General features: G+C 74.3%; 20 protein-coding genes. 2 read left to right on the top strand and 18 right to left on the bottom strand.

Going from position 1 to position 22911, the window contains the following annotated elements:
• Nucleotides 1–35: 35 nt before the first annotated feature.
• The 12 genes from smc to JOF54_RS17745 all read right to left on the bottom strand — a co-directional run bounded on the left by smc (nucleotide 36) and on the right by JOF54_RS17745 (nucleotide 14293).
• Nucleotides 36–3608 (bottom strand): chromosome segregation protein SMC, encoded by a 3573-nt coding sequence (smc, locus tag JOF54_RS17800; RefSeq protein ID WP_210058243.1) that lies wholly within the window; start codon nucleotides 3606–3608, stop codon nucleotides 36–38.
• Nucleotides 3609–3761: 153 nt separating this feature from the next.
• A complete protein-coding gene (locus JOF54_RS17795) occupies nucleotides 3762–5282 on the bottom strand; it encodes an APC family permease (RefSeq protein WP_210058241.1) in 1521 nt (506 codons plus the stop codon).
• 73 nt (nucleotides 5283–5355) lie between these two features.
• The gene (locus JOF54_RS17790; RefSeq protein ID WP_210058239.1) at nucleotides 5356–5976 is read right to left on the bottom strand and encodes a GtrA family protein; all 621 of its coding nucleotides are present in this window, start codon (nucleotides 5974–5976) and stop codon (nucleotides 5356–5358) included.
• 79 nt (nucleotides 5977–6055) lie between these two features.
• The gene (gene mutM, locus JOF54_RS17785; RefSeq protein WP_210058238.1) at nucleotides 6056–6916 is read right to left on the bottom strand and encodes a bifunctional DNA-formamidopyrimidine glycosylase/DNA-(apurinic or apyrimidinic site) lyase; all 861 of its coding nucleotides are present in this window, start codon (nucleotides 6914–6916) and stop codon (nucleotides 6056–6058) included.
• A 10-nt stretch (nucleotides 6917–6926) separates the two neighbouring features.
• On the bottom strand, nucleotides 6927–7649 hold the full coding sequence (rnc, locus tag JOF54_RS17780; RefSeq protein ID WP_245358185.1) for a ribonuclease III: 723 nt from the start codon (nucleotides 7647–7649) through the stop codon (nucleotides 6927–6929).
• A gap of 62 nt (nucleotides 7650–7711) precedes the next feature.
• Complete coding sequence (rpmF, locus tag JOF54_RS17775) at nucleotides 7712–7903, bottom strand: 50S ribosomal protein L32 (RefSeq protein ID WP_210058234.1); 192 nt, start codon at nucleotides 7901–7903, stop codon at nucleotides 7712–7714.
• A 44-nt stretch (nucleotides 7904–7947) separates the two neighbouring features.
• A complete protein-coding gene (locus tag JOF54_RS17770; protein ID WP_210058231.1) occupies nucleotides 7948–8529 on the bottom strand; it encodes a YceD family protein in 582 nt (193 codons plus the stop codon).
• Nucleotides 8530–8652: 123 nt separating this feature from the next.
• Complete coding sequence (locus JOF54_RS17765; RefSeq protein ID WP_210058229.1) at nucleotides 8653–9201, bottom strand: hypothetical protein; 549 nt, start codon at nucleotides 9199–9201, stop codon at nucleotides 8653–8655.
• Nucleotides 9202–9274: 73 nt separating this feature from the next.
• Nucleotides 9275–9760, bottom strand: a complete 486-nt coding sequence (gene coaD, locus JOF54_RS17760) for a pantetheine-phosphate adenylyltransferase (protein WP_210058228.1) — start codon at nucleotides 9758–9760, stop codon at nucleotides 9275–9277.
• The gene (gene rsmD / locus JOF54_RS17755) at nucleotides 9757–10401 is read right to left on the bottom strand and encodes a 16S rRNA (guanine(966)-N(2))-methyltransferase RsmD (protein WP_210058226.1); all 645 of its coding nucleotides are present in this window, start codon (nucleotides 10399–10401) and stop codon (nucleotides 9757–9759) included. The genes coaD and rsmD overlap by 4 nt, the downstream gene beginning before the upstream one ends.
• On the bottom strand, nucleotides 10398–12671 hold the full coding sequence (locus JOF54_RS17750; protein ID WP_307804333.1) for an ATP-dependent DNA helicase RecG: 2274 nt from the start codon (nucleotides 12669–12671) through the stop codon (nucleotides 10398–10400). Before JOF54_RS17750 ends, rsmD begins: the two co-directional genes overlap by 4 nt.
• A complete protein-coding gene (locus tag JOF54_RS17745) occupies nucleotides 12668–14293 on the bottom strand; it encodes a DAK2 domain-containing protein (RefSeq protein ID WP_210058224.1) in 1626 nt (541 codons plus the stop codon). Before JOF54_RS17745 ends, JOF54_RS17750 begins: the two co-directional genes overlap by 4 nt.
• Nucleotides 14294–14460: 167 nt before the next feature.
• On the opposite strand from JOF54_RS17745, the gene rpmB reads away from it, so the two are divergent.
• On the top strand, nucleotides 14461–14646 hold the full coding sequence (gene rpmB / locus JOF54_RS17740) for a 50S ribosomal protein L28 (protein ID WP_091411178.1): 186 nt from the start codon (nucleotides 14461–14463) through the stop codon (nucleotides 14644–14646).
• A gap of 128 nt (nucleotides 14647–14774) precedes the next feature.
• Here the strand turns inward: rpmB and JOF54_RS17735 are convergent, their stop codons facing one another.
• On the bottom strand, nucleotides 14775–16460 hold the full coding sequence (locus tag JOF54_RS17735; protein ID WP_210058222.1) for a ribonuclease J: 1686 nt from the start codon (nucleotides 16458–16460) through the stop codon (nucleotides 14775–14777).
• 120 nt (nucleotides 16461–16580) lie between these two features.
• Between JOF54_RS17735 and JOF54_RS17730 the strand changes: the two genes are divergently transcribed.
• Entirely contained in the window at nucleotides 16581–17132 is a 552-nt protein-coding gene (locus JOF54_RS17730) for a GNAT family N-acetyltransferase (RefSeq protein WP_210058220.1), read from the top strand.
• Between the two features lie 104 nt (nucleotides 17133–17236).
• Here the strand turns inward: JOF54_RS17730 and JOF54_RS17725 are convergent, their stop codons facing one another.
• The 5 genes from JOF54_RS17725 to rpsO all read right to left on the bottom strand — a co-directional run bounded on the left by JOF54_RS17725 (nucleotide 17237) and on the right by rpsO (nucleotide 22872).
• Nucleotides 17237–17956 carry an LmeA family phospholipid-binding protein gene (locus JOF54_RS17725; RefSeq protein WP_210058218.1) on the bottom strand — a complete coding sequence of 240 codons (720 nt, stop codon included), beginning with the start codon at nucleotides 17954–17956 and terminating at the stop codon, nucleotides 17237–17239.
• Nucleotides 17956–18696, bottom strand: coding sequence for a 4-hydroxy-tetrahydrodipicolinate reductase (gene dapB / locus JOF54_RS17720; RefSeq protein ID WP_210058216.1), 741 nt, complete (start codon nucleotides 18694–18696; stop codon nucleotides 17956–17958). The genes JOF54_RS17725 and dapB overlap by 1 nt, the downstream gene beginning before the upstream one ends.
• A gap of 40 nt (nucleotides 18697–18736) precedes the next feature.
• Entirely contained in the window at nucleotides 18737–19981 is a 1245-nt protein-coding gene (locus tag JOF54_RS17715; protein WP_210058214.1) for a M16 family metallopeptidase, read from the bottom strand.
• A gap of 65 nt (nucleotides 19982–20046) precedes the next feature.
• Complete coding sequence (locus JOF54_RS17710; RefSeq protein WP_210058212.1) at nucleotides 20047–22242, bottom strand: polyribonucleotide nucleotidyltransferase; 2196 nt, start codon at nucleotides 22240–22242, stop codon at nucleotides 20047–20049.
• A 360-nt stretch (nucleotides 22243–22602) separates the two neighbouring features.
• The gene (rpsO, locus tag JOF54_RS17705; RefSeq protein ID WP_210058211.1) at nucleotides 22603–22872 is read right to left on the bottom strand and encodes a 30S ribosomal protein S15; all 270 of its coding nucleotides are present in this window, start codon (nucleotides 22870–22872) and stop codon (nucleotides 22603–22605) included.
• Nucleotides 22873–22911: the final 39 nt, after the last annotated feature.

The raw sequence follows: 22911 nt of genomic DNA, 5'->3' as shown, positions 1-22911 counted from the left end.
AGCCGATCCCGGACCCAGGCCCGATCGAGCAGGCCTCAGGCCACTGACTCCGTCTCGCGCAGCCGCTGGGAGATGACCGCGGAGACGCCGTCGCCGCGCATGGTCACGCCGTAGAGCGCGTCGGCGATCTCCATCGTCCGCTTCTGGTGGGTGATCACCAGCAGCTGGCTGTTGGCGCGCAGCTCCTCGTAGATCTCCAGCAGCCGACCCAGGTTGGTGTCGTCCAGCGCGGCCTCGACCTCGTCGAGGATGTAGAACGGGCTGGGGCGGGCGATGAACAGCGACACCAGGAACGCCACCGCGACCAGCGAGCGCTCCCCGCCGGAGAGCAGCGAGAGCCGCTTGACCTTCTTGCCCGGCGGACGCGCCTCCACGTCGACGCCGGTGGTCAGCCAGTTGCCGGGCTCGGTGAGCACCAGCCGGCCCTCACCGCCCGGGAACAGGCGGGCGAAGACGCGGACGAACGCCGCCTCGACGTCGGCGTAGGCCTCGGCGAAGACCTGCTCCACGCGGGCGTCGACGTCGGCGATGATGTCGAGCAGGTCCTTGCGGGTGCGCCGGAGGTCCTCCAGCTGCTCGGAGAGGAACCGGTGCCGCTCCTCCATGGCGTCGAACTCCTCCAGCGCCAGCGGGTTGACCCGGCCCAGCGCGGCGATCGAGCGCTCGGCCTTGCGCAGCCGGGCCTGCTGGACGTCGCGGACGTAGGGCACGGGCGGCGGCTGCTCGTCGTCGGGACCCAGCGCGGTGCCGTCGGGCCGGGCCAGCACGGGGACCGGCTGGTCGGGGCCGTACTCGGCCATCAGCGCGTCCGCGGCGATGCCCACCTCGACCATCGCCTTCTCCGTCAGCGCGTCGACCCGCATCCGCTGCTCGGCCCGGGCCAGCTCGTCGCGGTGCACGGCGTCGACGAGCTGCTCGAACTGGCTGCCCAGCGAGCGGACGTCGGTGCGGACGGCGCGCAGGGCGGCGTCGGCCTCGGCGCGGGCGGCCTCGGCCTCGGCGCGGCCGGTGGCGGCCCGCGCGAGCGAGCGCTCCAGCTGGGCGGCCAGGTAGGTGCCGGCCGTCTGCACCGCGGTGGCCTCGCGGGCCTCCCGCTGCAGCCGCTCGCGCCGCGCCTGCGCCCGGGCGCGGGCCTGCCGCTCGTTCTCGGCCGCGCGGCGCAGCGCGTCGGCCCGGCCGGCCAGCGACCGGGCCCGCTCCTCCTGGGTGCGCAGGGCGAGCCGCGCATCCATCTCGGCGCTGCGGGCCCGGCGGGCGGCCTCCGCCAGCCGGTCGCGCTCGGCGGGGTCGGGCTCCGGCTCGTCCTGGCTGGAGGCGGCCAGCGCCAGCCGCTGCTCCAGCTCCGCGAGCCCGGCGACGTCGCGGTCACGGGCCGCCTCGGCCTGGCCGATGGCCTGCCGCAGCCGCTCGGCCTCGCCGCCCGCCGAGCGGGCGGTGCTGCTCAGCTGGCCCAGCTCCTCGGCCAGGGCGGCCATCGCGGCGTCGGACTCGTGCAGCTTCTCCAGCGCCACCTCGACGGCCTCGTCGGCCGCCCGGCGGCGCTCCTCCAGCTGGCTCTGCGCGAACCGCAGCCGGTCCGCGGTGTGGCCGGCCTCGGCCAGCCGGCGCTCGGCGTCGTCGACGGCGGCCTGCAGCTCGATGAGGCTGGGCTGGGCGCTGGAGCCACCGGCGGCGGTGACCGCGGACAGCACGTCGCCGTCGCGGGTCACCGCGGTCAGCACGGGGTGCTCGGCGACGAGCCGGCGGGCCGCGGCCAGGTCGGCCACCAGGGCCACCCGGTCCAGCACGGCGGTCAGGGCGGGCCGCAGCGCGTCGGGCACCCTGACGACGTCGACGGCGTAGCGGGCCTCGGCGCCCAGGTCGGGCCAGGGCCCCGCGGGCGGCGGGGTGGCGCCGCCCAGCAGCAGGGCGGCCCGGCCGAGGTCCTCGGCCTTGAGGTGGGCGACGGCGGCCAGGGCGGCGTCGGGACCCTCGACGGCGACGGCGTCCGCGGTCCGGCCGAGCGCCGCGGCCAGCGCGACCTCGAAGCCGGCCTCGACCTCCACCAGGGCGGCGACGGCGCCGAGCAGCCCCGGCACGGGGACGCCGTCGGCCAGCAGGGCCGCGGCCGCGTCCTTGCGCTGCAGGCCCACGGCCAGCGCCTCGACCCGGGCGGCCAGGGCCGCGCGCTCCGAGCTGGCGGCGGCCTCCTGCCGGCGGACCTCGGCCAGCTCGGCGCGCACGGCCTCCTGCGCCTCGACGGCGCTCTCGTGTTCGGCGTCCAGGCCCAGCTCGCCGTCGTCGAGGCCGGCGACCCGGCTCTCCAGGGCGGTGAAGGCGCGGGTGGCCTGCTCGGCCCGCTCCTGGGCCTGCGCCGACGCGGCGGTCAGCCGGCCGATCTCGGCCTCGGCCGCCTCGGCGCGGCTGCGCAGCGTGTTGACCTGACCGGTCAGCCGGGCCAGGCCCTCGCGGCGGTCGGCGGCGGCCCGCAGCAGCGCCGTCAGCCGGGACTCCTCGGCGCGGTGGGCCTCCTCGGTCGCCGCCCGCTCGGCCGACGCGCGGGTCAGCGCCTCCGCCCGGGCGGTGACCTGGGCCGTGAGCTCGCGCTCCTGCGCGGCGACGGCGGCCGCCTCGCGCTCCAGGTCCTCCGGGTCGCGCCCGGTCCGGGTCTCGCCCGGGTCGGAGGCGGCGTTGCGCACCCGCTCGCGGGCGATGGAGACGGTGCTGGCCACCCGCTCCCGCAGGGCGGCCAGCCCGTACCAGGTCTCCTGGGCCGCGGTCACCGCCGGCGAAGCCTCCCGGACGGCCTCCTCCGCGGCGACCTCGCGCTCGCGGGCGTCCTCGAGGGCCTGCTCCAGCTGGGCGCGGCGCTGCCGCAGGGCGCGCTCGTCGGCCAGCTCGGACTCCAGCGCCAGGGTGGCCTGGACCAGGTCGTCGGCCAGCAGCCGGGCGCGGGCGTCGCGGAGGTCGGCCTGGATGACCGCGGCGCGCCGGGCGACGTCGGCCTGGCGGCCCAGCGGCTTGAGCTGACGACGGATCTCGGCGATGAGGTCGGAGAGCCGGTTGAGGTTGACGTCGCAGGTCTCCAGCTTGCGGAGCGCCTTCTCCTTGCGCTTGCGGTGCTTGAGGACGCCGGCGGCCTCCTCGATGAAGCCGCGGCGGCCCTCCGGCGTCGCCTGCAGGATCCCGTCCAGCTGGCCCTGGCCGACGATGACATGCATCTCGCGGCCGATGCCGGAGTCGCTGAGCAGGTCCTGGACGTCCATCAGCCGAGCGGCCGAGCCGTTGATGGCGTACTCCGAGCCGCCGTTGCGGAACATCGTCCGGCTGATCGTGACCTCGGTGTAGTCGATGGGCAGGGCGCCGTCGGTGTTGTCGATGGTCAGCGACACCTCGGCCCGGCCCAGCGGGGCGCGGCCGGAGGTGCCGGCGAAGATGACGTCCTCCATCTTGCCGCCGCGCAGCGACTTGGCGCCCTGCTCCCCCATCACCCAGCTGAGGGCGTCGACGACGTTGGACTTGCCGGAGCCGTTCGGCCCGACGACGCAGGTGATGCCCGGCTCGAAGTTCAGCGTCGTCGCCGAGGCGAACGACTTGAAGCCCCGCAGGGTCAGGCTCTTGAGGTACAACGTCGACCTTTCGCCGAGATCCGGGGCCGGGGCGCGGGTGGCACCGGATCGGTCAGGACATGCCGCGGGAAGGCGCGATCACTGTAGCCGAGGCGGTCGGGAGCCCCGGGCAGCCGCGACGGCGCGCCCCGCCCCCCGGCTCGGCACGTCCGCTCAGCCCTCCGGCTCGCCCTCCGCCCGGTCCCCCGCCCGCCCGCGGCCGCCCGCCAGCACCGCGTGCCGGCGCCCGTAGCCGAGGTAGATCGCCAGGCCGACGGCCAGCCAGACGAGGAACCGCAGCCAGGTCTCCACCGCGAGGCTGGTCATCAGGGCCAGGCAGAGCAGGGCGGAGACGATCGGCAGCAGCGGCACCTGCGGGGTGCGGAAGGGCCGTGGCATCCGCGGCTTCGTGCGCCGCAACACCGCCACGGCGATGGAGACGACGAAGAAGGCGAAGAGCGTCCCGATGCTCACCATCTCGGCCAGGGTGGCCAGCGGCACGAAGGCGGCGAGCACGGCGATGACGACGGTGGCGATCGCGGTGAACCGGTACGGCGTCCGCCAGCGCGGGTGGATCCGCCCGACCGAGGGCGGCAGCAGGCCGTCCCGGCAGACGGCGAAGCCGATCCGGCCGACGGCGACGATGTCGACGAGGATCACCGAGGTGAGGCCGGCGATCGCGGCGATGCCGATCAGCAGCCCGGCCCAGCCGAGGCCCACCTGGTCGAAGGCGTCCGAGAGCGGTGCGCCCTCGCTGAGGTCGGTGTACTTGACCATCCCCGTGAGGACGACGCAGACGCCGACGTAGAGCAGGGTGCAGATGACCAGCGTGCCCAGCAGCCCGCGCGGCATGTCCTTGGCCGGGTCCCGGCTCTCCTCGCCGAGGTTGGCCACGGCCTCGAAGCCGGAGTAGGCGAAGAAGACGACGGCCGCCGCCACCAGCAGGCCCGGCACCCCGAAGGCCGCGGGCTCGACGCCCGAGGCGAACTGCCACAGCGGCTGGGTCAGCCGACTGCCGCCGCCGTCGGCCGGCGGGGCCGTCGGCGGGATCAACGGCACCAGGTTGGAGGCCTTGACGAAGAACGCGCCGACGACGATGACGAAGAGGCAGACCGAGACCTTCACCACCACCAGGGCGTTGGTCACCCACTTCGACTCCTTGATGCCCACCATGGCCACGGCCCCCAGGACGAGCACGATCGCCACCGCCCCGAGGTTGACGACCGAGCCCTCCTCGCCGAAGAAGGCCCGCGGCAGCCCGAACGCCTCCTGCAGGTACCCCGACCAGCCGCGCGCGACGACGGCGGCGCCGAGGCTGAACTCCAGGATCAGGTCCCAGGCGATCACCCAGGCGAAGACCTCGCCGATGGTCGTGTAGGCGTAGGTGTAGGAGCTGCCCGCCGTCGGGACGGCGGCCGCCAGCTCGGCGTAGCAGAGGGCGGCCAGCAGGCTGACCACCCCGGCGAGCAGGAAGCTGATGACGATGCCCGGGCCGGCGTTGTTCTTGGCCTGCACGCCGGTCAGGGTGAAGATCCCGGTGCCGATGACGATCCCGATGCCGAACCCCATCAGGTCACGGGCCCGGAGACGCCGGCTGAGCCGGGTGTGGTGCCGGTCGCTCGGCCCCTCGTCGGAGTTCTGGGCGATGACGTCGTCGACGTCCTTGGTGCGCAGGAGACCGGTCTTGGCTGCCATGGCGAAGAACTTAGGTCACCTCTGCAGAGCCCCGCCAGCGACCCTCCGGCGCCGGGTCGGGCGGGGCGGGACCTCAGGGGCGGCGGGCGTGCCGGGCGTGCGCCGCCGCGGCCTCGGGCGAGCCGTCGACGGCGGCGTCCTCCGGGCCGGGCTCGGGCGGCAGCGCCGGGCGACTGCGCACCGAGGAGAAGGTCCAGAGCTTGTTGAGGACGAAGGAGACCGGCGTGGTGACGACGATCTGGATCAGCTGGGCCCAGTAGAGCCGGGTGCGGAAGCCGGAGGAGTCGTCGAAGAACGTCGGCGACAGCGACAGCCAGGAGCCGGGGTGCAGCAGCAGGGTGAGGATGCCGAGCCCGACGAGGTGGGCCAGCAGCCCGACGGCCATGAACGGCAGGTACTCGCCCAGCCAGCCGGCGTGCTTGTTGCTGCGGAACGTCCACAGCCGGTTCAGCTGGAAGTTCCACAGGTTCGCCACGACGAAGGCCGCGGTCGCGAACACGTGGTACCAGCGGATGTTGAAGTCGGTGAGCGGGAGGCCGGCGAACACGCCCTCCTCGTCGGGGCCGAGCTTGTTGAGCAGCACGACCACCAGCAGGTTCACGAGGACGCCGGAGCCGCCCACCAGGCCGAACCGGAGCAGGAGGATCCAGTTGTGGCCGTGCCGGACGAACAGGAAGTGCCTCAGTCGCTCCACGATCGGATGAGGATACCCGCGCCGCCCGTCCTCGTCAGCACCGCTCGGGCGCGCCGCGCGGGCGTCCCCGGGGCCGCGCTCAGCCACCGTAGGAGGCCCCGGACGGCGTCCGCTGGCAGCGCGGGCAGCGGAACGCGGAGCGGTTCATGAAGGGCTCGCGGCGCACCGGTGTGCCGCAGCGCGGGCAGGGCCGGCCCTCCTGGCCGTAGACCGCCAGCGAGCGGTCGAAGTAGCCGCTGGAGCCGTTGACGTTGACGTACAGCGCGTCGAAGGAGGTGCCGCCCTGCTCCAGGGCGGTGGCCATCACCTCGCGGGCCGCGGTGAGCACCGCCCGGGCCTGGGCCTGGCCGAGGTTGCTCGTCGCCCGCGCGTAGTGGGTGCGGGCCCGCCACAGCGCCTCGTCGGCGTAGATGTTGCCGATGCCCGAGACCAGGGTCTGGTCCAGCAGCGCCCGCTTGACGCCGGTGCGCTTGGCCCGCATCCGCCGGGCGGCGGCCTCGAGGTCGAAGGCGGGGTCGAAGGGGTCGCGGCCGATGTGGGCGACCTCGGCGGGCAGCTCGGCGCCGCCCGGGGACAGCGAGAGCCCGCCGAACATCCGCTGGTCGACGAAGCGGAGCTGGGGGTCGCCGTCGGCGAAGGTGACGAGCACGCGGGTGTTGGCGACCAGCGGCGCGTCGGCCGGGTCGAGCCGGAACTGCCCGCTCATCCCGAGGTGGGCCAGCAGGGCGTCGCCGTCGGCGAAGGGCAGCCAGAGGTACTTGCCCCGGCGCCGGGGCTCGGTGAACGTGCGCCCGACCAGCTCGGCGGCGAAGGACTCCGGTCCCGCGAGGTGCCGGCGGACGGGCCGCGGGTGGAGCACCTGGACGGCCGCGATGGTGCGGCCGTCGACGCCGGGGGCCAGGCCGCGCCGGACGGTCTCGACCTCGGGCAGCTCGGGCACGGGAGGGCCGTCAGCGGGTGGCGGGAGCCGCCTCGGCGGTCCCCCCGGCACCGGGCACGTCGGCGGGGGCGTGCGCGGCGGCCGCGTCCGCCTCGGCCTTGAGGGCGGCGAACGCGAGGGCGGCGGCGTTCTGCTCCGCCTCCTTCTTGTTCCGGCCGGCCCCGGGGCCGTAGCTGTGCCGGTCGAGCACGACCATCGCCTGGAAGGTCTTGGCGTGGTCGGGGCCGGACTCGACGACCTCGTAGACGGGGACGCCCAGGCCGGCGAGCGAGGCGCTCTCCTGCAGGCTCGTCTTCCAGTCCAGGCCGGCGCCCAGCGTGGCCACGTCGACCATCAGCTGGTCGAACAGATGGTGCACGAAGACGCGGGCGGCGTCGATGCCGTGCTCGGTGAACACCGCCCCGATGACGGCCTCCATGGTGTCGGCCAGGATCGAGGACTTGTCACGACCGCCGGTCGCCTCCTCGCCACGGCCCAGCCGGACGAGCGCGCCGAGGTCGAGCCCGCGGGCCACGTCGGCGAGCGCGCGCGAGTTGACGACGGCCGCCCGCAGCTTCGCCAGCTGCCCCTCCGAGAGGTCGGGGTAGGAGGTGAACAGGTGCTCGGTCACCACCAGGCCCAGCACGGAGTCCCCGAGGAACTCCAGCCGCTCGTTGGTCGGCAGACCGCCCTGCTCGTAGGCGAACGAGCGGTGCGTGAGGGCGCGGTCGAGCAGCTCGGGAGCGATGTGCATCCCGAGCTGCGTCAGCACCTCGACCATCGAGGGGCGGGGCGAACCCGCCCGCTCGTCGGTGATCAGGACGCGAGGACCTGTCGACGGGCCGCGCGCGGCCCGTACTGGCCGCACGAGGGGCACGCCACGTGGGGCAGGTGCTTCTCGCGGCAGGCCGGGTTCTGGCAGGTGACCAGCGTGGGCACGGTCGCCTTCCACTGGGACCGACGGTGCCGCGTGTTGCTGCGCGACATCTTCCTCTTCGGGACGGCCACGGTTCTCTCCTCGCTCCTCCACCGGTGCGGTGGACGGACTTCAACTAGCTCTGGGACTGGCTCTGGACATCGTAGGAGCCGCTGTCCCCGCCGTCGAGGCGGCGCAGCTTCTCCCACCGGGGGTCGATCGGCTCGTCGTGGCCGTGCTGGGGATCGTCGTTGAGGTTGGCGCCGCACTCGACGCACAACCCCTGGCAGTCCTCCCGGCACAACGGCTGGAACGGCAGGTCGAGCACCACGCCGTCGCGGAGCAGCGGCTCGAGGTCGACGAGGTCGTCCTCCAGCCGGCTGGCCTCCTCCTCGGTGGCCTCGCTCTCGGGGTGGACGAACAGCTCCTGCACGTCGACCTCCAAGGTGTCGGAGACCTCCGTCAGGCACCGCACGCACTCCCCGCGGACCTGGACCGTGGCGGTGCCGGTCACCAGCACCCCCTCGACCACCGACTCGAGCCGGAGGTCCAGGACGACGGGTGACCCGGGTGGTACCCCGATCACGTCGATGCCGAGGCCGTCCGGCGCGTCGACGGTCGTCTGAACCTGCTTCATCCCGCCCGCGTGACGACCCAGGTCGTGGGTGTCGAGGACCAGCGGTGAGCGGTGGTCCAGCGGGCGATGCGGCGAGCCCATCGCGATCCCTCCATGCCGAACGGTCCTGACAGCGTCACGACCGACGTCCTACGTTACCGGGTGCGGACCTCCGCGGCCAAAACGGCCGGGACGGGCCCGCAGCCGTCCATCCTGCCACGGGGCTCAAGCGCCGGGCGCGGTGCCCTTCGCGCCGGCGGCGGGTGCCGTCGTGCCGGCGGCGGCGGTGGCCCGGGCGCGGTCGGCGGGGTCGAGGTCGCTGCGCTCGGCCAGCCGGGCGCGGGCGGTGCGGACCTGGCTCGAGGTCTTGTGCAGCACGGACTCGAAGCCGGCCATCCGGGAGTCGATGAAGAGGTCGGTCTCCTTGCGGAGCGCGGCGGCCTCGGCCTCGGCGTCGGCGGTGATCTTCGCGGCCTGCTCCTCGGCGACCTTGACGATCTGGCTCTCGCGGGCGAGGGCCTCGGCCTCGTCGCGCGCCCGGGCGAGCAGCCGCTGCGACTCGGCCTCGCCCTCGGCGATCTTGGCCTGGGAGCGGTCGATGACGCGCTGGGCGTCGCTGATCTCGTCCGGGAGGCCGTCGATGACCTCGTCGATGGCGGCCAGCACCTCGCCACGGTTGACCACGCAGGACGCCGACATCGGCATGGCGCGGGCGTTCAGGACGAGCTCGCGCAGGCGGGAGAGCTTCTCCTCGGCGGTGGTCTGGTCAGGCACGGGAACTCCTCGAGCACGGAACTGGTGTCCGCTCCCGGCGGGGGTCCGGGGGCGGTCGGTCATCCGGTCCAGACTAACGGCCGCGCTCCTCCGCCCGGCGACGCACGTGCGCGGCGACAGCGGGGGTGAGGAGGGCCGAGACGTCGCCGCCGAGGCCCGCCACCTCCCGCACCAGGGAGGACGAGACGAAGGACCAGGCGGGCGCGGTGGCCACGAAGACGGTGTCGACGCCGCTGAGGTGGGCGTTCATCTGGGCCATCGGCAGCTCGTAGTCGAAGTCGGCGGCCGAGCGCAGGCCCTTGACCACCGCCCCGGCGCCCTCGGCCCGGCAGAAGTCCACGAGCAGGCCGTCGAAGAGCGCGACGCGCACGTTGGGCCACGCCGCGCAGGCCTCCTCGAGCATCGCCACCCGCTCGGCCGGGGTGAACCAGGCCCGCTTGGACTGGTTGGACCCGACCGCGACGACGACCTCCTCGACCAGGGCCGCGGCCCGGCCGATCACGTCGAGGTGGCCGAGGGTCACGGGGTCGAAGCTGCCGGGGCACACCGCGCGCGTCATGGGGCCACGCTAGCGGCGGGCCCGGCGTCCCCCGGTGCGTCCTCGGCCCCGTCCTCCGGGCCGGCGCAGGAGGCGTAGTGCAGCACGGTCTCGCCGTAGCCCCGGCTCCAGGTGTCGACGACCGGCGCGGGCCAGGCCAGGTCCGGGGTGCGCCGGCTGCGCTCGACGACCAGCAGGGCGTCGGGGGTCAGCCAGCCGCCGTCGGCCAGCGACGTCATCACCCCGGCGAGCACCGCGCCGTCGAGTTCGTAGGGCGGGTCGAGGAAGACGACGTCGTAGGCCTGCTCGGCGGGGGCGGCGACCACGGTCTCGACCCGCCCGGTGCGGACGAGGGCAGCCAGGCCCAGGTCGCGGACGTTGCGGGTGGTGACCGCGGCCGTCCGCTTGTCGGCCTCGACCAGCAGCACCGGCCCGGCGCCCCGGCTGGCCGCCTCCAGGCCGACGGCGCCGGAGCCGGCGAACAGGTCGGCGAAGGCCAGCCCGGCCAGCGCCTCGTCGGCCGGGGAGTCGGCGGTGCCGGCCCAGGCGGCGACGGCGGAGAACAGCGCCTCGCGGACGCGGTCGGTGGTCGGGCGGGTCCGGGAGCCGGGCGGGGTGGTCAGCCGTCGGCCGCCGCGGGAGCCGGCGATGATCCGGCTCACGTGCGCTCCAGCCAGTCCCCGGCGGCCTGGCGCTCCATCAGCGCCACGGTGTCGGCGAGGCCGGCGTCGGCCAGGCCCGGGTCGGCGGCGACGCAGCGCTCGGCCAGGTCGCGGGCGCGGGCGATGACGTCGGCGTCGTCCAGGACGCGGAGCAGCCGCAGGCTGGAGCGGTGACCGGACTGGCTGGCGCCCAGCACGTCGCCCTCCCGGCGCTGCTCCAGGTCGACCTCGGCGAGGGCGAAGCCGTCGCGGGTCCGGGCCACGGCGTCCAGCCGCTCCCGGGCCAGGCTGCCGTCGGGGGCGGCGGTGAGCAGCAGGCAGACGCCGGGGTGCTCGCCGCGGCCGATCCGGCCGCGCAGCTGGTGCAGCTGGGAGATGCCGAAGCGGTCGGCGTCGCAGATGACCATGACGGCGGCGTTGGGCACGTCGACCCCGACCTCGATGACGGTGGTGGCCACGAGCACGTCGGTCTCGCCCGCGGCGAAGCGCCGCATGACGGCGTCCTTGTCCTCGGCCGGCAGCTGGCCGTGCAGCACCTCGACCCGGACGCCGGCCAGCGGGCCGGCGCTCAGCTCGGCGTACAGGTCCTCGACGGCGGCCGCGGGCGGCAGCGGCTCGGTGCCGTCGTCCAGCACCTCGTCCTCCCCCGGCCGGGCCGCGGACCCGGTCGAGGAGATGCGGGCGCAGACGACGTAGGCCTGCCGGCCGGCGGCCACCTCCTCGGCGATCCGGCCCCAGGCCCGGCCCACCCAACCGGGGTGGCGGCGGCTGTCGACGACGACGGTGCCGACGTCGGCGCGCCCGGCCGGCACCTCGCGCAGCACGGAGGTCTCCAGGTCGCCGAAGACGGTCATCGCCACCGAGCGCGGGATGGGCGTCGCCGTCATCACCAGGACGTGCGGGCGGGCCGTCGCCTTGGCGGCCAGCGCGGCCCGCTGCTCGACGCCGAACCTGTGCTGCTCGTCGACGACGACCAGGCCCAGCTCGGCGAACTGCACCCCGGTGCTGAGCAGCGCGTGGGTGCCGACGACGACGCCGGCCTCCCCCGAGGCGGCCTGCAGCAGGGCCTCGCGCTTCTGCGCGGCGGTCATCGAGCCGGTCAGCAGGGTGACCCGGGTGGCGTGCTCGGCGCCGCCGAGCATCCCGCCCTGCGCCAGGTCGCCCAGCATCCGGGTGATCGTGCGGTGGTGCTGGGCGGCCAGCACCTCGGTGGGGGCCAGCAGGGCCGCCTGGCCGCCGGCGTCGACGACGGTGAGCATGGCGCGCAGGGCGACGAGCGTCTTGCCCGAGCCGACCTCGCCCTGCAGCAGCCGCTGCATGGGCCGGTCCAGGGCCAGCTCCCGCTCGATCTCGGCCCCGACCTCCACCTGCCCGGCGGTGAGGGTGAACGGCAGCCGGGCGTCGAAGGCGTCCAGCAGCCGGCCAGGGCGCCGCGGCCGCGGGACGGCGCCGTGGGCGGCGGCGTCGGCGCGGCGCTGGGCCATCGTCAGCTGCAGGGCGAAGGCCTCGTCGAAGCGCAGCCGGTCGCGGCCCTCGTCGATCTCGTCGCGGCTGGCGGGCTGGTGCAGCGCACGCAGCGCCGGCAGCAGCTCGATGACCTCCGCCTCCTCCCGCAGCCACGCGGGCAGCGGGTCCTCGAGGCCGTCGAGGGTCTCCAGGGCGAGCCGCGCGCACTCCGCGATCGTCCAGGTGCGCAGCTTGGCCGTCTGCGGGTAGAGCCCGATCAGCGGCGAGGACACCGCGGTGGTCATGGCGGCGTTGCGCTGCGCACCGCCGATCATGGCGCCGTCGGCGTCGACGATGACGAAGTCCGGGTGGGCCAGCTGCAGCTGGTTGTTGAACTCGCGGACCTTGCCGGCGAAGATCCCCCGGGCGCCGGGCGTCAGCTGGTTCTGCCAGTAGGTGATCACCCGCGGCTGGCCGAAGAAGGTGAGCGTCAGCGAGCCGCGGTGGTCGGTGATCCGCGCCTCCAGCCGGGGCTTCTTCGCCGTGTGGTAGCTGCCGGAGGGCATGTTGTGCGCCCGGCTCTCCACCACCTCGGCGACGACGGCGACCTCCTGCTCGGGCTGCAGCACCGACAGGTCGCTGAGCTCGGCCGCGGAGAAGTAGCGGCGGGGCAGGTGGTGCATGAGGTCGCGGACCGTGCGCACCTTGAGCGGCTCGAACTGCTTGGCCGTCTTGTCCCCCAGCACCCGGTCCAGCCGCTCGGTCAGCCGGCGGAAGGTGTCGGTCCGCCAGGCCTGGACCACGGGCCCGGTCGCGGCGCTCACTCCGCCCCCAGCAGGACCGGGTAGCGGGGCTGTCCGCCGTCGAGGACCTGCACCTCGACGGCGCCGGGGAGCCGGCGGGCCCAGGCCGTCAGCGCCTCGGCGAGCCCGGCGGGCGCCTCGGCCCCGAGGACGACGGTGAGCAGCTCCCCGCCCGGGGCCAGCAGCCGGGCCGCGACCCGGGTGGCCACCGCGGTGACGTCGTCGCCGATCTCGACGAAGTCGCCGTCGACGACGCCCAGCACGTCCCCGACCTCGCAGCGGCCGGCCATCGTCATGGCGGCGCCCTCGGCGACGGTGACGGCCCCGTGCCGCGCGTGCCCGGCGGCCGCGCCCATGGCCGCGACGACGCTGTCGAGGTCGGTGTCGGGGTCGTGCACGGCGAGCGCGGCGAGGCCCTGCACCTGCGCGACGGTGGGGATGACGACGAGGTGCCGGCTGCGGCCGCCGCGCTCGGCGCGCAGCCGCCCGACGAGGTGGGTCGCGGCCTCCAGCGTCTCCATGTCGTTGGGCAGCACGACGACGTCGCCGCCGGCCCGGCGCAGGGTGGCGCTCAGCTCCTCGGCCAGCGGGTGCGGCCCGTGCCGGTCCAGCGCCACGCCGCCCGCCGCCGTGACGGCGCGGGCCAGCCCCGGCCCCGCGACGACGGAGACGACGGTGCGGCTGGGGGCGGCGACCGGGTCGAGGGCGGTGATCCGGATCTGGGAGATCCGGCCGGCCCCCAGCGCCGCCTCGACGGCCGCCCCGGGCTCGGCGAGGTGGACGTGCACCTGGGCCAGCCCGCCGGCGCTGGCGTCCTCGCCGACGACGACGACGCTGTGCCCGAGGGCGGCCAACCGGTCGCGCAGCTCGTCGAGGGCCGCCGCGGTGGCGTCGTGGACGACGTACATCACCTCGTACTCCGGGCCGCCCGCCGCGGGCAGCGGGCGGGGCGCGACGTCAGCGGCGGCCAGCGGGACCGCGGGCTCCCCGCCGAGCACCTCCACCAGCGCGTCGACCAGCAGCGCGTAGGCCTGGCCCCCCGCGTCGACCACCCCGGCGGCGGCGAGCACGTCGAGCTGGTCGGGGGTCCGCAGCAGCGCCGCCCGCGCCTCGGCCTGGGCGGCGCGGGCCACGGCCAGGGCGTCGTCGGGGGTCTGCTCGGCAGCCTGCTGGGCGGCGCGGGCCGCGTCGGCGGCGACGGTGAGGATCGTCCCGGCGACGGGCCGGGCGACGGCGCGGCGGGCGGCGTCGGCCACGGTGGCCAGCAGCACGGCGACGCGGGTGCCCGCCGGACCGGCGCCGGCGCCGGGCAGCCCGCGCTCCAGGCTGCGGCAGACGCTGGAGAACATCTCGGCGACGATGGCCCCGGAGTTGCCGTGGGCGGAGAGGATGGCCGCCTGGACGACGGCGCCGAGGTTGCCCCGGTTGACGTCGGGGACGGCGCGGGCGATGCCGGCGAGGGTGAGCTGGAGGTTCGAGCCGGTGTCGGCGTCGGAGACCGGGAAGACGTTGAGGGCGTCGAGGGCGTCGGCGGAGTCGCCGATCACGGTGCTGGCCCGGCGCAGCCAGGCGTCGAAGGTCTCCCAGACGCTGGACCCCGCGACGAGCGGGGCCGGCGCGCCGGCGCGGGAGGAGGGCAGCACCCGCTCACCCTATCCGCGCGGCCGGACCGGGCTGCCGCACCCGCTCCCGGCGGATTGGTCCCCGCGCCCGCGGTTCGGGTACGCTGTTCCGGTTGCCCGTACGGGTGACCCAAGGACGCCGCCCGCGGGGCGGCACTTCATGTCAGACAGCAATGGGAGCAACTCCAGTGGCAGCGGTATGCGACGTGTGCGGCAAGGGACCGGGCTTCGGCCACAACGTGCCCTGGTCGAAGAAGAAGACGAACCGGCGCTGGAACCCGAACATCCAGCGCATCCGCGCGATCGTGTCGGGCGCGCCGAAGCGGGTCAACGCCTGCACCTCCTGCATCAAGGCCGGCAAGGTCACCCGCTGACCTGATCGCCCCTGACCCGCCTCCTCCGGGAGGCGGGTTTTGTGCGTTCCCGGACGCCTGCAGCACCACGAGCTCCCTCCCCCACGTCCAGCCGGACGTGCGGGAGGGACCTCGACGTGCGTGGGGCCTCAGGCCTGGATGACGACCGGGATGATCATCGGGCGGCGGCGGTGGGTGTCGTTGACCCACTTGCCCGTCCGGCGGCGGACGGCCTGCTGCAGGCGGTAGGGGTCGTCGATGCCCTCCTGCAGGGCGTTCTCCAGCGCCTCGACGACCAGCGGCCGCAGGCTGTCGAAGACGTGCTCGCCCTCGACGAAGCCGCGGGCGTGGATGTCCGGTCCGCTCGTGATCGTCGAGGTGTGGGTGTTGACCACCGTGACGATGGAGATGAAGCCCTCCTCGCCGAGGATCCGCCGGTCGGTCAGCGCCGACTCGGTGATGTTCCCGACCGTCGAGCCGTCCACGAAGATGTAGCTGGCGTCGACCTTGCCCACGATCCGCGCGCGGCCGTTCTGCAGGTCGACGACGGAGCCGTCCTCGGCGATGATCGTCCGCTCGCGCGGGACGCCGGTGGCCACGGCCAGGTCGGCGTTGGCGATCAGGTGGCGGCTCTCGCCGTGCACGGGCATGACGTTCCTGGGCTTCACGATGTTGTAGCAGAAGAGCAGCTCGCCGGCGCTGGCGTGACCCGAGACGTGCACCATGGCGTTGCCCTTGTGCACGACCTTCGCGCCCAGCTTGGTCAGGCCGTTGATGACGCGGTAGATCGCGTTCTCGTTGCCCGGGATCATCGAGCTGGCCAGCACGACGGTGTCGCCCGGCTTCAGCGAGATCACCTGGTGCTCGCGGTTGGCCATCCGGGACAGCGCCGACAGCGGCTCGCCCTGGGAGCCCGTGGAGATGATCACGACGTCCTGCGGCCGGTGCTTGTCGATGTCGCGCATGTCGATCAGCGTGTTCTCGGGCACCTTGAGGTAGCCGAGGTCGCGGGCGACGCCCATGTTGCGGACCATCGAGCGGCCGACGTAGACGACCTTGCGGCCGTGCTCGGCCGCCGCGTCCATCACCTGCTGCACGCGGTGCACGTGGGAGGCGAAGCAGGCGACGATGACGCGCTGCTTGCTGCGGCTGAACACCCGCTCCAGCGCCGGCGCGATGTCGCGCTCGGGGGTGGTGAAGCCGGGCACCTCGGCGTTGGTGGAGTCGACGAGGAAGAGGTCGACGCCCTCCTCCCCCAGCCGGGCCAGCGAGCGGACGTCGGTGATCCGGTCGTCCAGCGGGAGCTGGTCCATCTTGAAGTCACCGGTGTGCAGGAGCAGGCCCGCGGGCGTCCGCACGGCCACGGCGAGCGCGTCCGGGATCGAGTGGTTGACGGCGATGAACTCGAGGTCGAAGTGGCCGACCGTGATCCGCTCGAGGTCGGTGACCTCGCGCTTCACCACGCCGCGGATCTGGTGCTCGCGGAACTTCTCGCTGACCAGGGCCAGGGTGAGCTTCGAGCCGATCAGCGGGATGTCGGTGCGCTGCCGCAGCAGGTAGGGGACGCCGCCGATGTGGTCCTCGTGGCCGTGCGTCAGCACCACGCCGACCACGTCGTCGAGCCGGTCCTCGATCACGCCGAAGCCCGGCAGGATCAGGTCGACGCCGGGGTGGTTCTCCTCGGGGAACAGCACGCCGCAGTCGATGAGCAGGAGCTGGCCCTTGTACTCCAGGGCCGTCATGTTCCGGCCGATGTCGCCGAGACCGCCGAGGGGGATCACCCGGAGGGCGTTCCCCTGCTGGGCGGGAGGGTTCTTCAAGCTGCTGGCTGCCACGTCGGACCACGTTACAGGGGAGTGCCGACAGGAGCGGTGTCGTGCGGACGGCGGGCGCGCGCTCCGGGGGCGCGTCGCGACGCGTCGGGGGTCGTGCGGCCCTCGGCTAGCATCGCGCGGGTGAGCTCCCCCTCGACGCCGGTCGCCGACTCCGTCCGGCTCGCCTGGCCCGCGGAGGCCGTCGCTATCGCCGACGTCCAGCGCCGGGTGTGGGCGGCCGAGCTCGACCCCGACGTCGCCGCCGAGGTGCTGGCCGGGGTGGGCGCCGCCGAGATGGCCGCCGCCTGGGAGCAGGCCATCGCCCGCCCGCCGCAGGCGCGCTTCCGGGTGCTGGTGGCCGTCGAGGAGTCCCGCGTGGTCGGCTACGCGACCACCGTCCCGGCCCAGGACCCCGACGCCGACCCCGCCGCCGACGGCGAGGTCCAGGAGTTCGCCGTCGACCCGCCGGCCCGGCACCGCGGTCACGGCTCCCGGCTGCTGAATGCCTGCGCCGACACCCTGCGCGCCGACGGCTTCACCCGGGCCCGCTGGTGGGTCGGCACCACCGACGACGCCCTGCGCCGCTTCCTCACCTCCGCCGGCTGGGCCCCCGACGGCAGCAGCCGCGAGCTCGGCTCCGACGACGTCGACGTCCGGCTGCGCCAGGTGCGGCTGCACACCGACCTGGGCTGAGGAGCCCTTCGACGGGCTCAGGGCGCGGGGCGCGCCCTTCGACGGGCTCGGGGAGCGCAGCCCTTCGACCGGCTCGGGGAGCGCGGCTCGGGGAGCGGAAGCGCTCAGCGGCTGAGCTCGACGTCCTCGCCCAGCAGGCCCACGTCCACGGCGTCGTCGCCGGCGGTGACGGAGATGACCCGGAGCCCGAGCGGCAGCCCGCGGACGGGGATGGGCTGGACCACCGCTCGCAGCAGCGCATCGGCGGCCGTCTGCGGCAGGGTGACGCCGGCGACGTCGATCGTCGGGTCGGTGAGGGTGAGGGTCTGGGCGTCCGGGTCGAGCCGGGGCAGGCCGGTCACCGTCGCCTTGACCTCCGCGCCGAAGAGCGACGTGGTCCGCTCCAGCTGCACCCGGCCGCCGCCCGCCGGCGCCAGCGGCACCCCGGCCAGCGCGCCGAGGGCGTCGTAGTCGAGCCGGGCGGTCCCCTCGACGCGGGCGGCCTCCAGCGTCCGGAACCAGTCGGGCGTGGTGACGTCGGTGAGCAGGAGGTCGGCGTGCGCGACGGGCACCGCGGTGCCGCCGTCGGCGCCGAGGTCGTCGGCGACGACGTGCACCCGGGGCAGCCGCTGGGCGACGACCTGGGTGAGGAAGGGCCAGCCCTCGACGTCGACGGCGGGCGGCGCGGGGCTGCCGAGCTCGGCCTGGAGCTGGGCGGCGGCCTCGCGCTCGACGCGCTGCTCGACGTAGCGGTCGCCGAGGACCAGCCCGAGGGCCACCAGGACGGCGACCACCCCGAGGACGACGAACCCGGTGAGCGGGGACCGGCGGCGGCGGGCCGCCATCAGCCGAGCCCGAGCACGGGCTCGATGCCGACGGTCAGCCCCGGCCGGTCGCCGACGGCGCGGACCGCGGCCAGCACGCCGGGCATGAAGGAGACCCGGTCCAGGGAGTCGTGCCGCAGCGTCAGCGTCTCCCCCTCCGAGCCCAGCAGGACCTCCTGGTGGGCCACCAGGCCGCGGAGCCGGACCCCGTGCACACGGATGCCGTCGACGTCGGCGCCGCGCGCGCCCGGCAGCTCCTGCATCGTGGCGTCGGGCGGCGCGGGCAGGTCGGCGGCCGCCCGCGCGGCCGCGACCCGACGGGCCGTCGTCGTCGCGGTGCCCGAGGGGGCGTCGGCCTTGCCCGGGTGGTGCAGCTCGACGATCTCGACGCTCTCGTAGAAGGCGGCGGCCTGCTCGGCGAAGCGCATCATCAGCACGGCACCGATGGAGAAGTTGGCGGCCACCAGCACCCCGACCTCCGGACGCTCGGCGAGCAGGGCCCGCAGCCGTTCCAGGCGGGCGTCGTCGAAGCCGGTGGTGCCGACGACGGCGTGCACGCCGTGCGCGACGCACCAGGCGAGGTTGTCCATCACCGCGTCGGGGTGGGTGAAGTCGACGGCCACGTCGGCGCCCTCGGCGGCGCGGAGGTCCTCGCCGGCGTCGACCGCCGCGACCAGCTCCAGGTCCTCGGCGCCCTCGACGGCGCGGCACACCTCGGCGCCCATCTTCCCGCGCGCGCCGAAGACGGCCACCTTCGTCATGTCCTGCTCCTCCTGGCGTCCCGCGGCCACCCGGCCGACGTCAGGACCAGTCTCGCAGCACCTTCGCGGGCACCCGGGGACCGACCAGGCCCAGCACCGGCTCACCGGCGAACAGCGCGGCCGCCGCGGCCTGGACCTGGCCGACGTCGACGGCGTCGAAGCGGTCCAGCACCTCGGCCAGCGTGCGGTCGTCGCCCAGCACGGTGTTGCCCCCCAGCCGGCTCATCCGGCTGCCCGGGCTCTCGTAGGACAGCACGGTCTGCCCGCGCATCTGGCCCTGCGCGCGGGCCAGCTCGGCCTCGGTGACGCCGTGCTCGGCGACCTCGGCGAGCGTCGCCCGGACGAGGTCGACGATGGGCGCCAGCTTGTCGGGCGCGCACTGCCAGTCGACGCTCCACAGGCCGGCGTCGGAGTAGGTGGTCTCCCCCGCGTCGATGCCGTAGGTGAGGCCGCGGCGCTCCCGCACCTCGACGAACAACCGCGACGCCATGCCGCCGCCGACGACGAGGGAGAGCAGGCCCAGCGGGTAGCGCGCGTCGTCGAAGAGGCCCGGGCTGGGGTAGGCCAGCACCGCGCTGACCTGCTCGACCCGGCGCTGGGCCGTGACGAGCCCGCCGCGCGGGTTGACGACGGTGGGCCGGGGCGGCTTCAGCGCGGGCGCCGACGGGCGGGCGTCGAGCGGCGCGAGCTGCTCGACCAGCCGGTCGTGGTCGACGAGGCCCGCGGCCGCCACCACCAGCGACGACGGACCGTAGTGCCGGCGCCAGTAGCGCACGACCTGGTCGCGGCTCAGCGCGGCGATGGAGCCGGGCGAGCCGATGACGGTGCGACCCAGCCCGGAGCCGGCGAAGACGTGGTCGGCGACGAGCTCCTGCACCACCTCGCCGGGGTCGTCGGCGTGCATGGCGATCTCGTCCTGGATGACGTCGCGCTCGCCGTCGAGGTCGGCGGCGGTGATCCGCGAGGCCGTGATCATGTCGGTGAGGACGTCGACGGCCAGGGGGGCGTCAGCCGCGAGCACGCGCGCGTAGAAGCACGTGTACTCCTTGGTGGTGTAGGCGTTCAGCTCGCCACCCACCGCCTCGACGGCGGCGGAGATCTCCTCCGCGGTGCGCCGGGCCGTGCCCTTGAACAGCACGTGCTCGAGGAAGTGCGACGCCCCGTGCAGGGCGGGCGTCTCGTGCCGGGAGCCGACGCCGGCGAAGACGCCCAGGGAGAACGTCCGGCTGGCGGGCATGTGCTCGGTGACCACCTGGAGCCCGTTCGCCAGGGTGGTGCGCCGCACGGCGCCACCCACGATGGGGTGACGCCGTGCGGTTCGCCGCGGAGCGGCAGGTGAGGCCGTGGGGGTCAGACCGACGCCTCTTCCTCGACGACGGGGATCAGCGAGAGCTTGCCCCGGTCGTCGATCTCGTTGATCTCGACCTGGATCTTCTGGCCGACGCTGACGACGTCCTCGACGTTGTCCACGCGGGCACCGCCGGCGAGCGGGCGCAGCTTGCTGATGTGCAGCAGGCCGTCCTTGCCGGGCAGCAGCGACACGAAGGCGCCGAAGGCCGTGATCTTGACGACGGTGCCGAGGTACCGCTCGCCCTTCTCCGGCATGGTCGGGTTGGCGATGGCGTTGATCATCGCCCGCGCCGCCTCGGCCTTGTCGCCGGAGTCCGCGCCGACGTAGATCGTGCCGTCGTCCTCGATGGAGATCTGCGCGCCGGTGTCGTCCTGGATCTGGTTGATCACCTTGCCCTTCGGGCCGATGACCTCGCCGATCTTGTCCACCGGGATGTGGATCGTGATGATCCGCGGGGCGAACAGGCTCATCTCGTCCGGGCCGTCGATCGCCTCGGCCATGACCTCGAGGATCGAGGTCCGGGCGTCCTTGGCCTGGTCCAGCGCCTGGGCCAGGACCGACGCCGGGATGCCGGCGAGCTTGGTGTCCAGCTGCAGGGCCGTGATGAAGTCCTTGGTGCCGGCGACCTTGAAGTCCATGTCGCCGAAGGCGTCCTCGGCCCCGAGGATGTCGGTCAGCGCGACGTAGCGCGTCTCGCCGTCGACGGTGTCGGAGACCAGACCCATGGCGATGCCGGCGACCGGGGCGCGCAGCGGCACACCGGCGTTCAGCAGGCCCAGGGTGGAGGCGCAGACCGAGCCCATCGAGGTGGACCCGTTGGAGCCCAGCGCCTCGGAGACCTGGCGGATCGCGTAGGGGAACTCCTCGCGCGTCGGCAGCACCGGCAGCAGGGCGCGCTCGGCGAGCGCTCCGTGCCCGATCTCGCGCCGCTTCGGCGACCCGACCCGACCGGTCTCACCGGTGGAGTAGGGCGGGAAGTTGTAGTTGTGCATGTAGCGCTTGGACGTCTCGGGCGAGAGGGTGTCCAGCTTCTGCTCCATGCCCAGCATGTTCAGCGTGGTGACGCCCAGGATCTGGGTCTCGCCGCGCTGGAAGAGCGCCGAGCCGTGCACGCGCGGGATCACGTCGACCTCGGCGGACAGGGTGCGGATGTCGCTCAGCCCGCGGCCGTCGATGCGCACCTTGTCGGTGAGGATCTTCTGCCGGACGAGCTTCTTGGTGAGCGCCCGGTAGGCCCCGGTGATCTCCTTCTCGCGGCCCGCGAACTGCTCGGACAGCCGGGCGACGAGGGAGGCCTTGAGCGCCTCGGTCGCCTCCTCGCGGTCCTGCTTGTCGCCGATCGACATCACCTGCGACAGCTCGGCCGTAACGGTGTCGGAGACGGCGGCGTACACGTCGTCGGCGTAGTCGGCGAAGATCTTGAACTCCGCCGTCGTCTTCGGGAAGTGCGTGGCCAGCTCGGCCTGCGCGTCGCACAGGGCCTTGATGAACGGCTTGGCGGCCTCGAGGCCGGAGGCCACGACCTGCTCGGTCGGGGCGGTCGCGCCGCCGCGGACGAGGTCCCAGGTCTGGGTGGTCGACTCGGCCTCGACCATCATGATCGCGACGTCGCCGTCGGCGAGCACGCGGCCGGCCACGACCATGTCGAAGGTCGACTGGCCCAGCTGGTCGACGTCGGGGAAGCCGACCCACTGGTCGCCGATCAGGGCGACGCGGACGCCGCCGATCGGGCCGGTGAAGGGCAGGCCCGCCAGCTGGGTGGACATCGAGGCCGCGTTGATGGCGACGACGTCGTAGGTCTTGTTCGGGTTGAGCGCCATGACGGTGACGACGACCTGGACCTCGTTGCGCAGGCCCTTGACGAAGCAGGGGCGCAGCGGGCGGTCGATCAGCCGGCAGGTGAGGATCGCGCTCTCCGACGGGCGGCCCTCGCGGCGGAAGAAGGAGCCGGGGATGCGCCCGGCGGCGTACATCCGCTCCTCGACGTCGACGGTCAGCGGGAAGAAGTCGATGGCGTCGCGCGGCTTGCTCTGGGCCGTCGTGGCCGAGAGGAGCATCGTGTCCTCGTCGAGGTAGACGGTCGCCGAGCCGGCGGCCTGCCGGGCCAGCAGGCCCGACTCGAAGCGCACGACGTGGCGGCCGTGGGCCCCGTTGTCGATGACGGCTTCGGTGAAGTGCAGTTCAGGTCCCTCCACGGGAATCCTTTCTGTGGCGGCCGGATCGGCTCGCCGGAGGTGTGGACCACATCCGCACACCTGTCGCCTGACGGCGGCTGCTCGACGGCCTCGTGCCACGAGGCCCTGCTCCCCCGGAGCTGTGGAGGCCGGTCTTCGATCGAGGTCCGCGGGTCGGGCAGGTGACGACCTGCGCGCCGCCGGCACGAGGCCGGCGGACCCGAAGACCACTACCGAGGACCGAAGCTCTCCGCGTCGAGTGCGTGCGGGATGCGGTTCAGCGGGTGGTTGACGACTGTTCAGTTGTGGGTGGTGCCGTGCGGGTGGTGCGGGGAGGAGCGGTCCCCCGTCCCGGGGGCCGGGAGGACCGCTCCGACGACGTCAGCGGCGCAGGCCGAGGCGCTCGATGAGCGACCGGTAGCGGTTGATGTCGGTCTTCGCCACGTAGTTGAGCAGGCGACGGCGCTGGCCGACCAGGAGCATCAGACCACGACGGCTGTGGTGGTCGTGCTTGTGCTCCTTGAGGTGCTCGGTCAGGTGCGCGATGCGCCGGGTCAGGACCGCGACCTGGACCTCGGGAGAACCCGTGTCACCTTCGTGGGTGGCGAACTCGTCGATGGTCTGCTTCTTGATGGCAGCGTCAAAAGCCACGTTCTCTCCTTCGGTTTCCCGTTGCGCGGCGCCCCCGGG

It is taken from the genome of Microlunatus capsulatus (assembly GCF_017876495.1).
Classification (GTDB): Bacteria; Actinomycetota; Actinomycetes; order Propionibacteriales; family Propionibacteriaceae; genus Microlunatus; species Microlunatus capsulatus.
The sequence above is the reverse complement of the archived record's forward strand: the minus strand, read 5'-3'. Positions and strand labels throughout refer to the sequence as shown.

Bases quoted from the DNA above. Each gene is read 5' to 3' on its own strand.
- JOF54_RS17725 (WP_210058218.1), bottom strand. From the start codon at position 17,956: ATGGCGGCCCGCCGCCGCCGGTCCCCGCTCACCGGGTTCGTCGTCCTC.
- rnc (WP_245358185.1), bottom strand. From the start codon at position 7,649: ATGCACATCGCTCCCGAGCTGCTCGACCGCGCCCTCACGCACCGCTCG.
- JOF54_RS17770 (WP_210058231.1), bottom strand. From the start codon at position 8,529: ATGGGCTCGCCGCATCGCCCGCTGGACCACCGCTCACCGCTGGTCCTC.
- coaD (WP_210058228.1), bottom strand. From the start codon at position 9,760: ATGACGCGCGCGGTGTGCCCCGGCAGCTTCGACCCCGTGACCCTCGGC.
- JOF54_RS17795 (WP_210058241.1), bottom strand. From the start codon at position 5,282: ATGGCAGCCAAGACCGGTCTCCTGCGCACCAAGGACGTCGACGACGTC.
- dapB (WP_210058216.1), bottom strand. From the start codon at position 18,696: ATGACGAAGGTGGCCGTCTTCGGCGCGCGCGGGAAGATGGGCGCCGAG.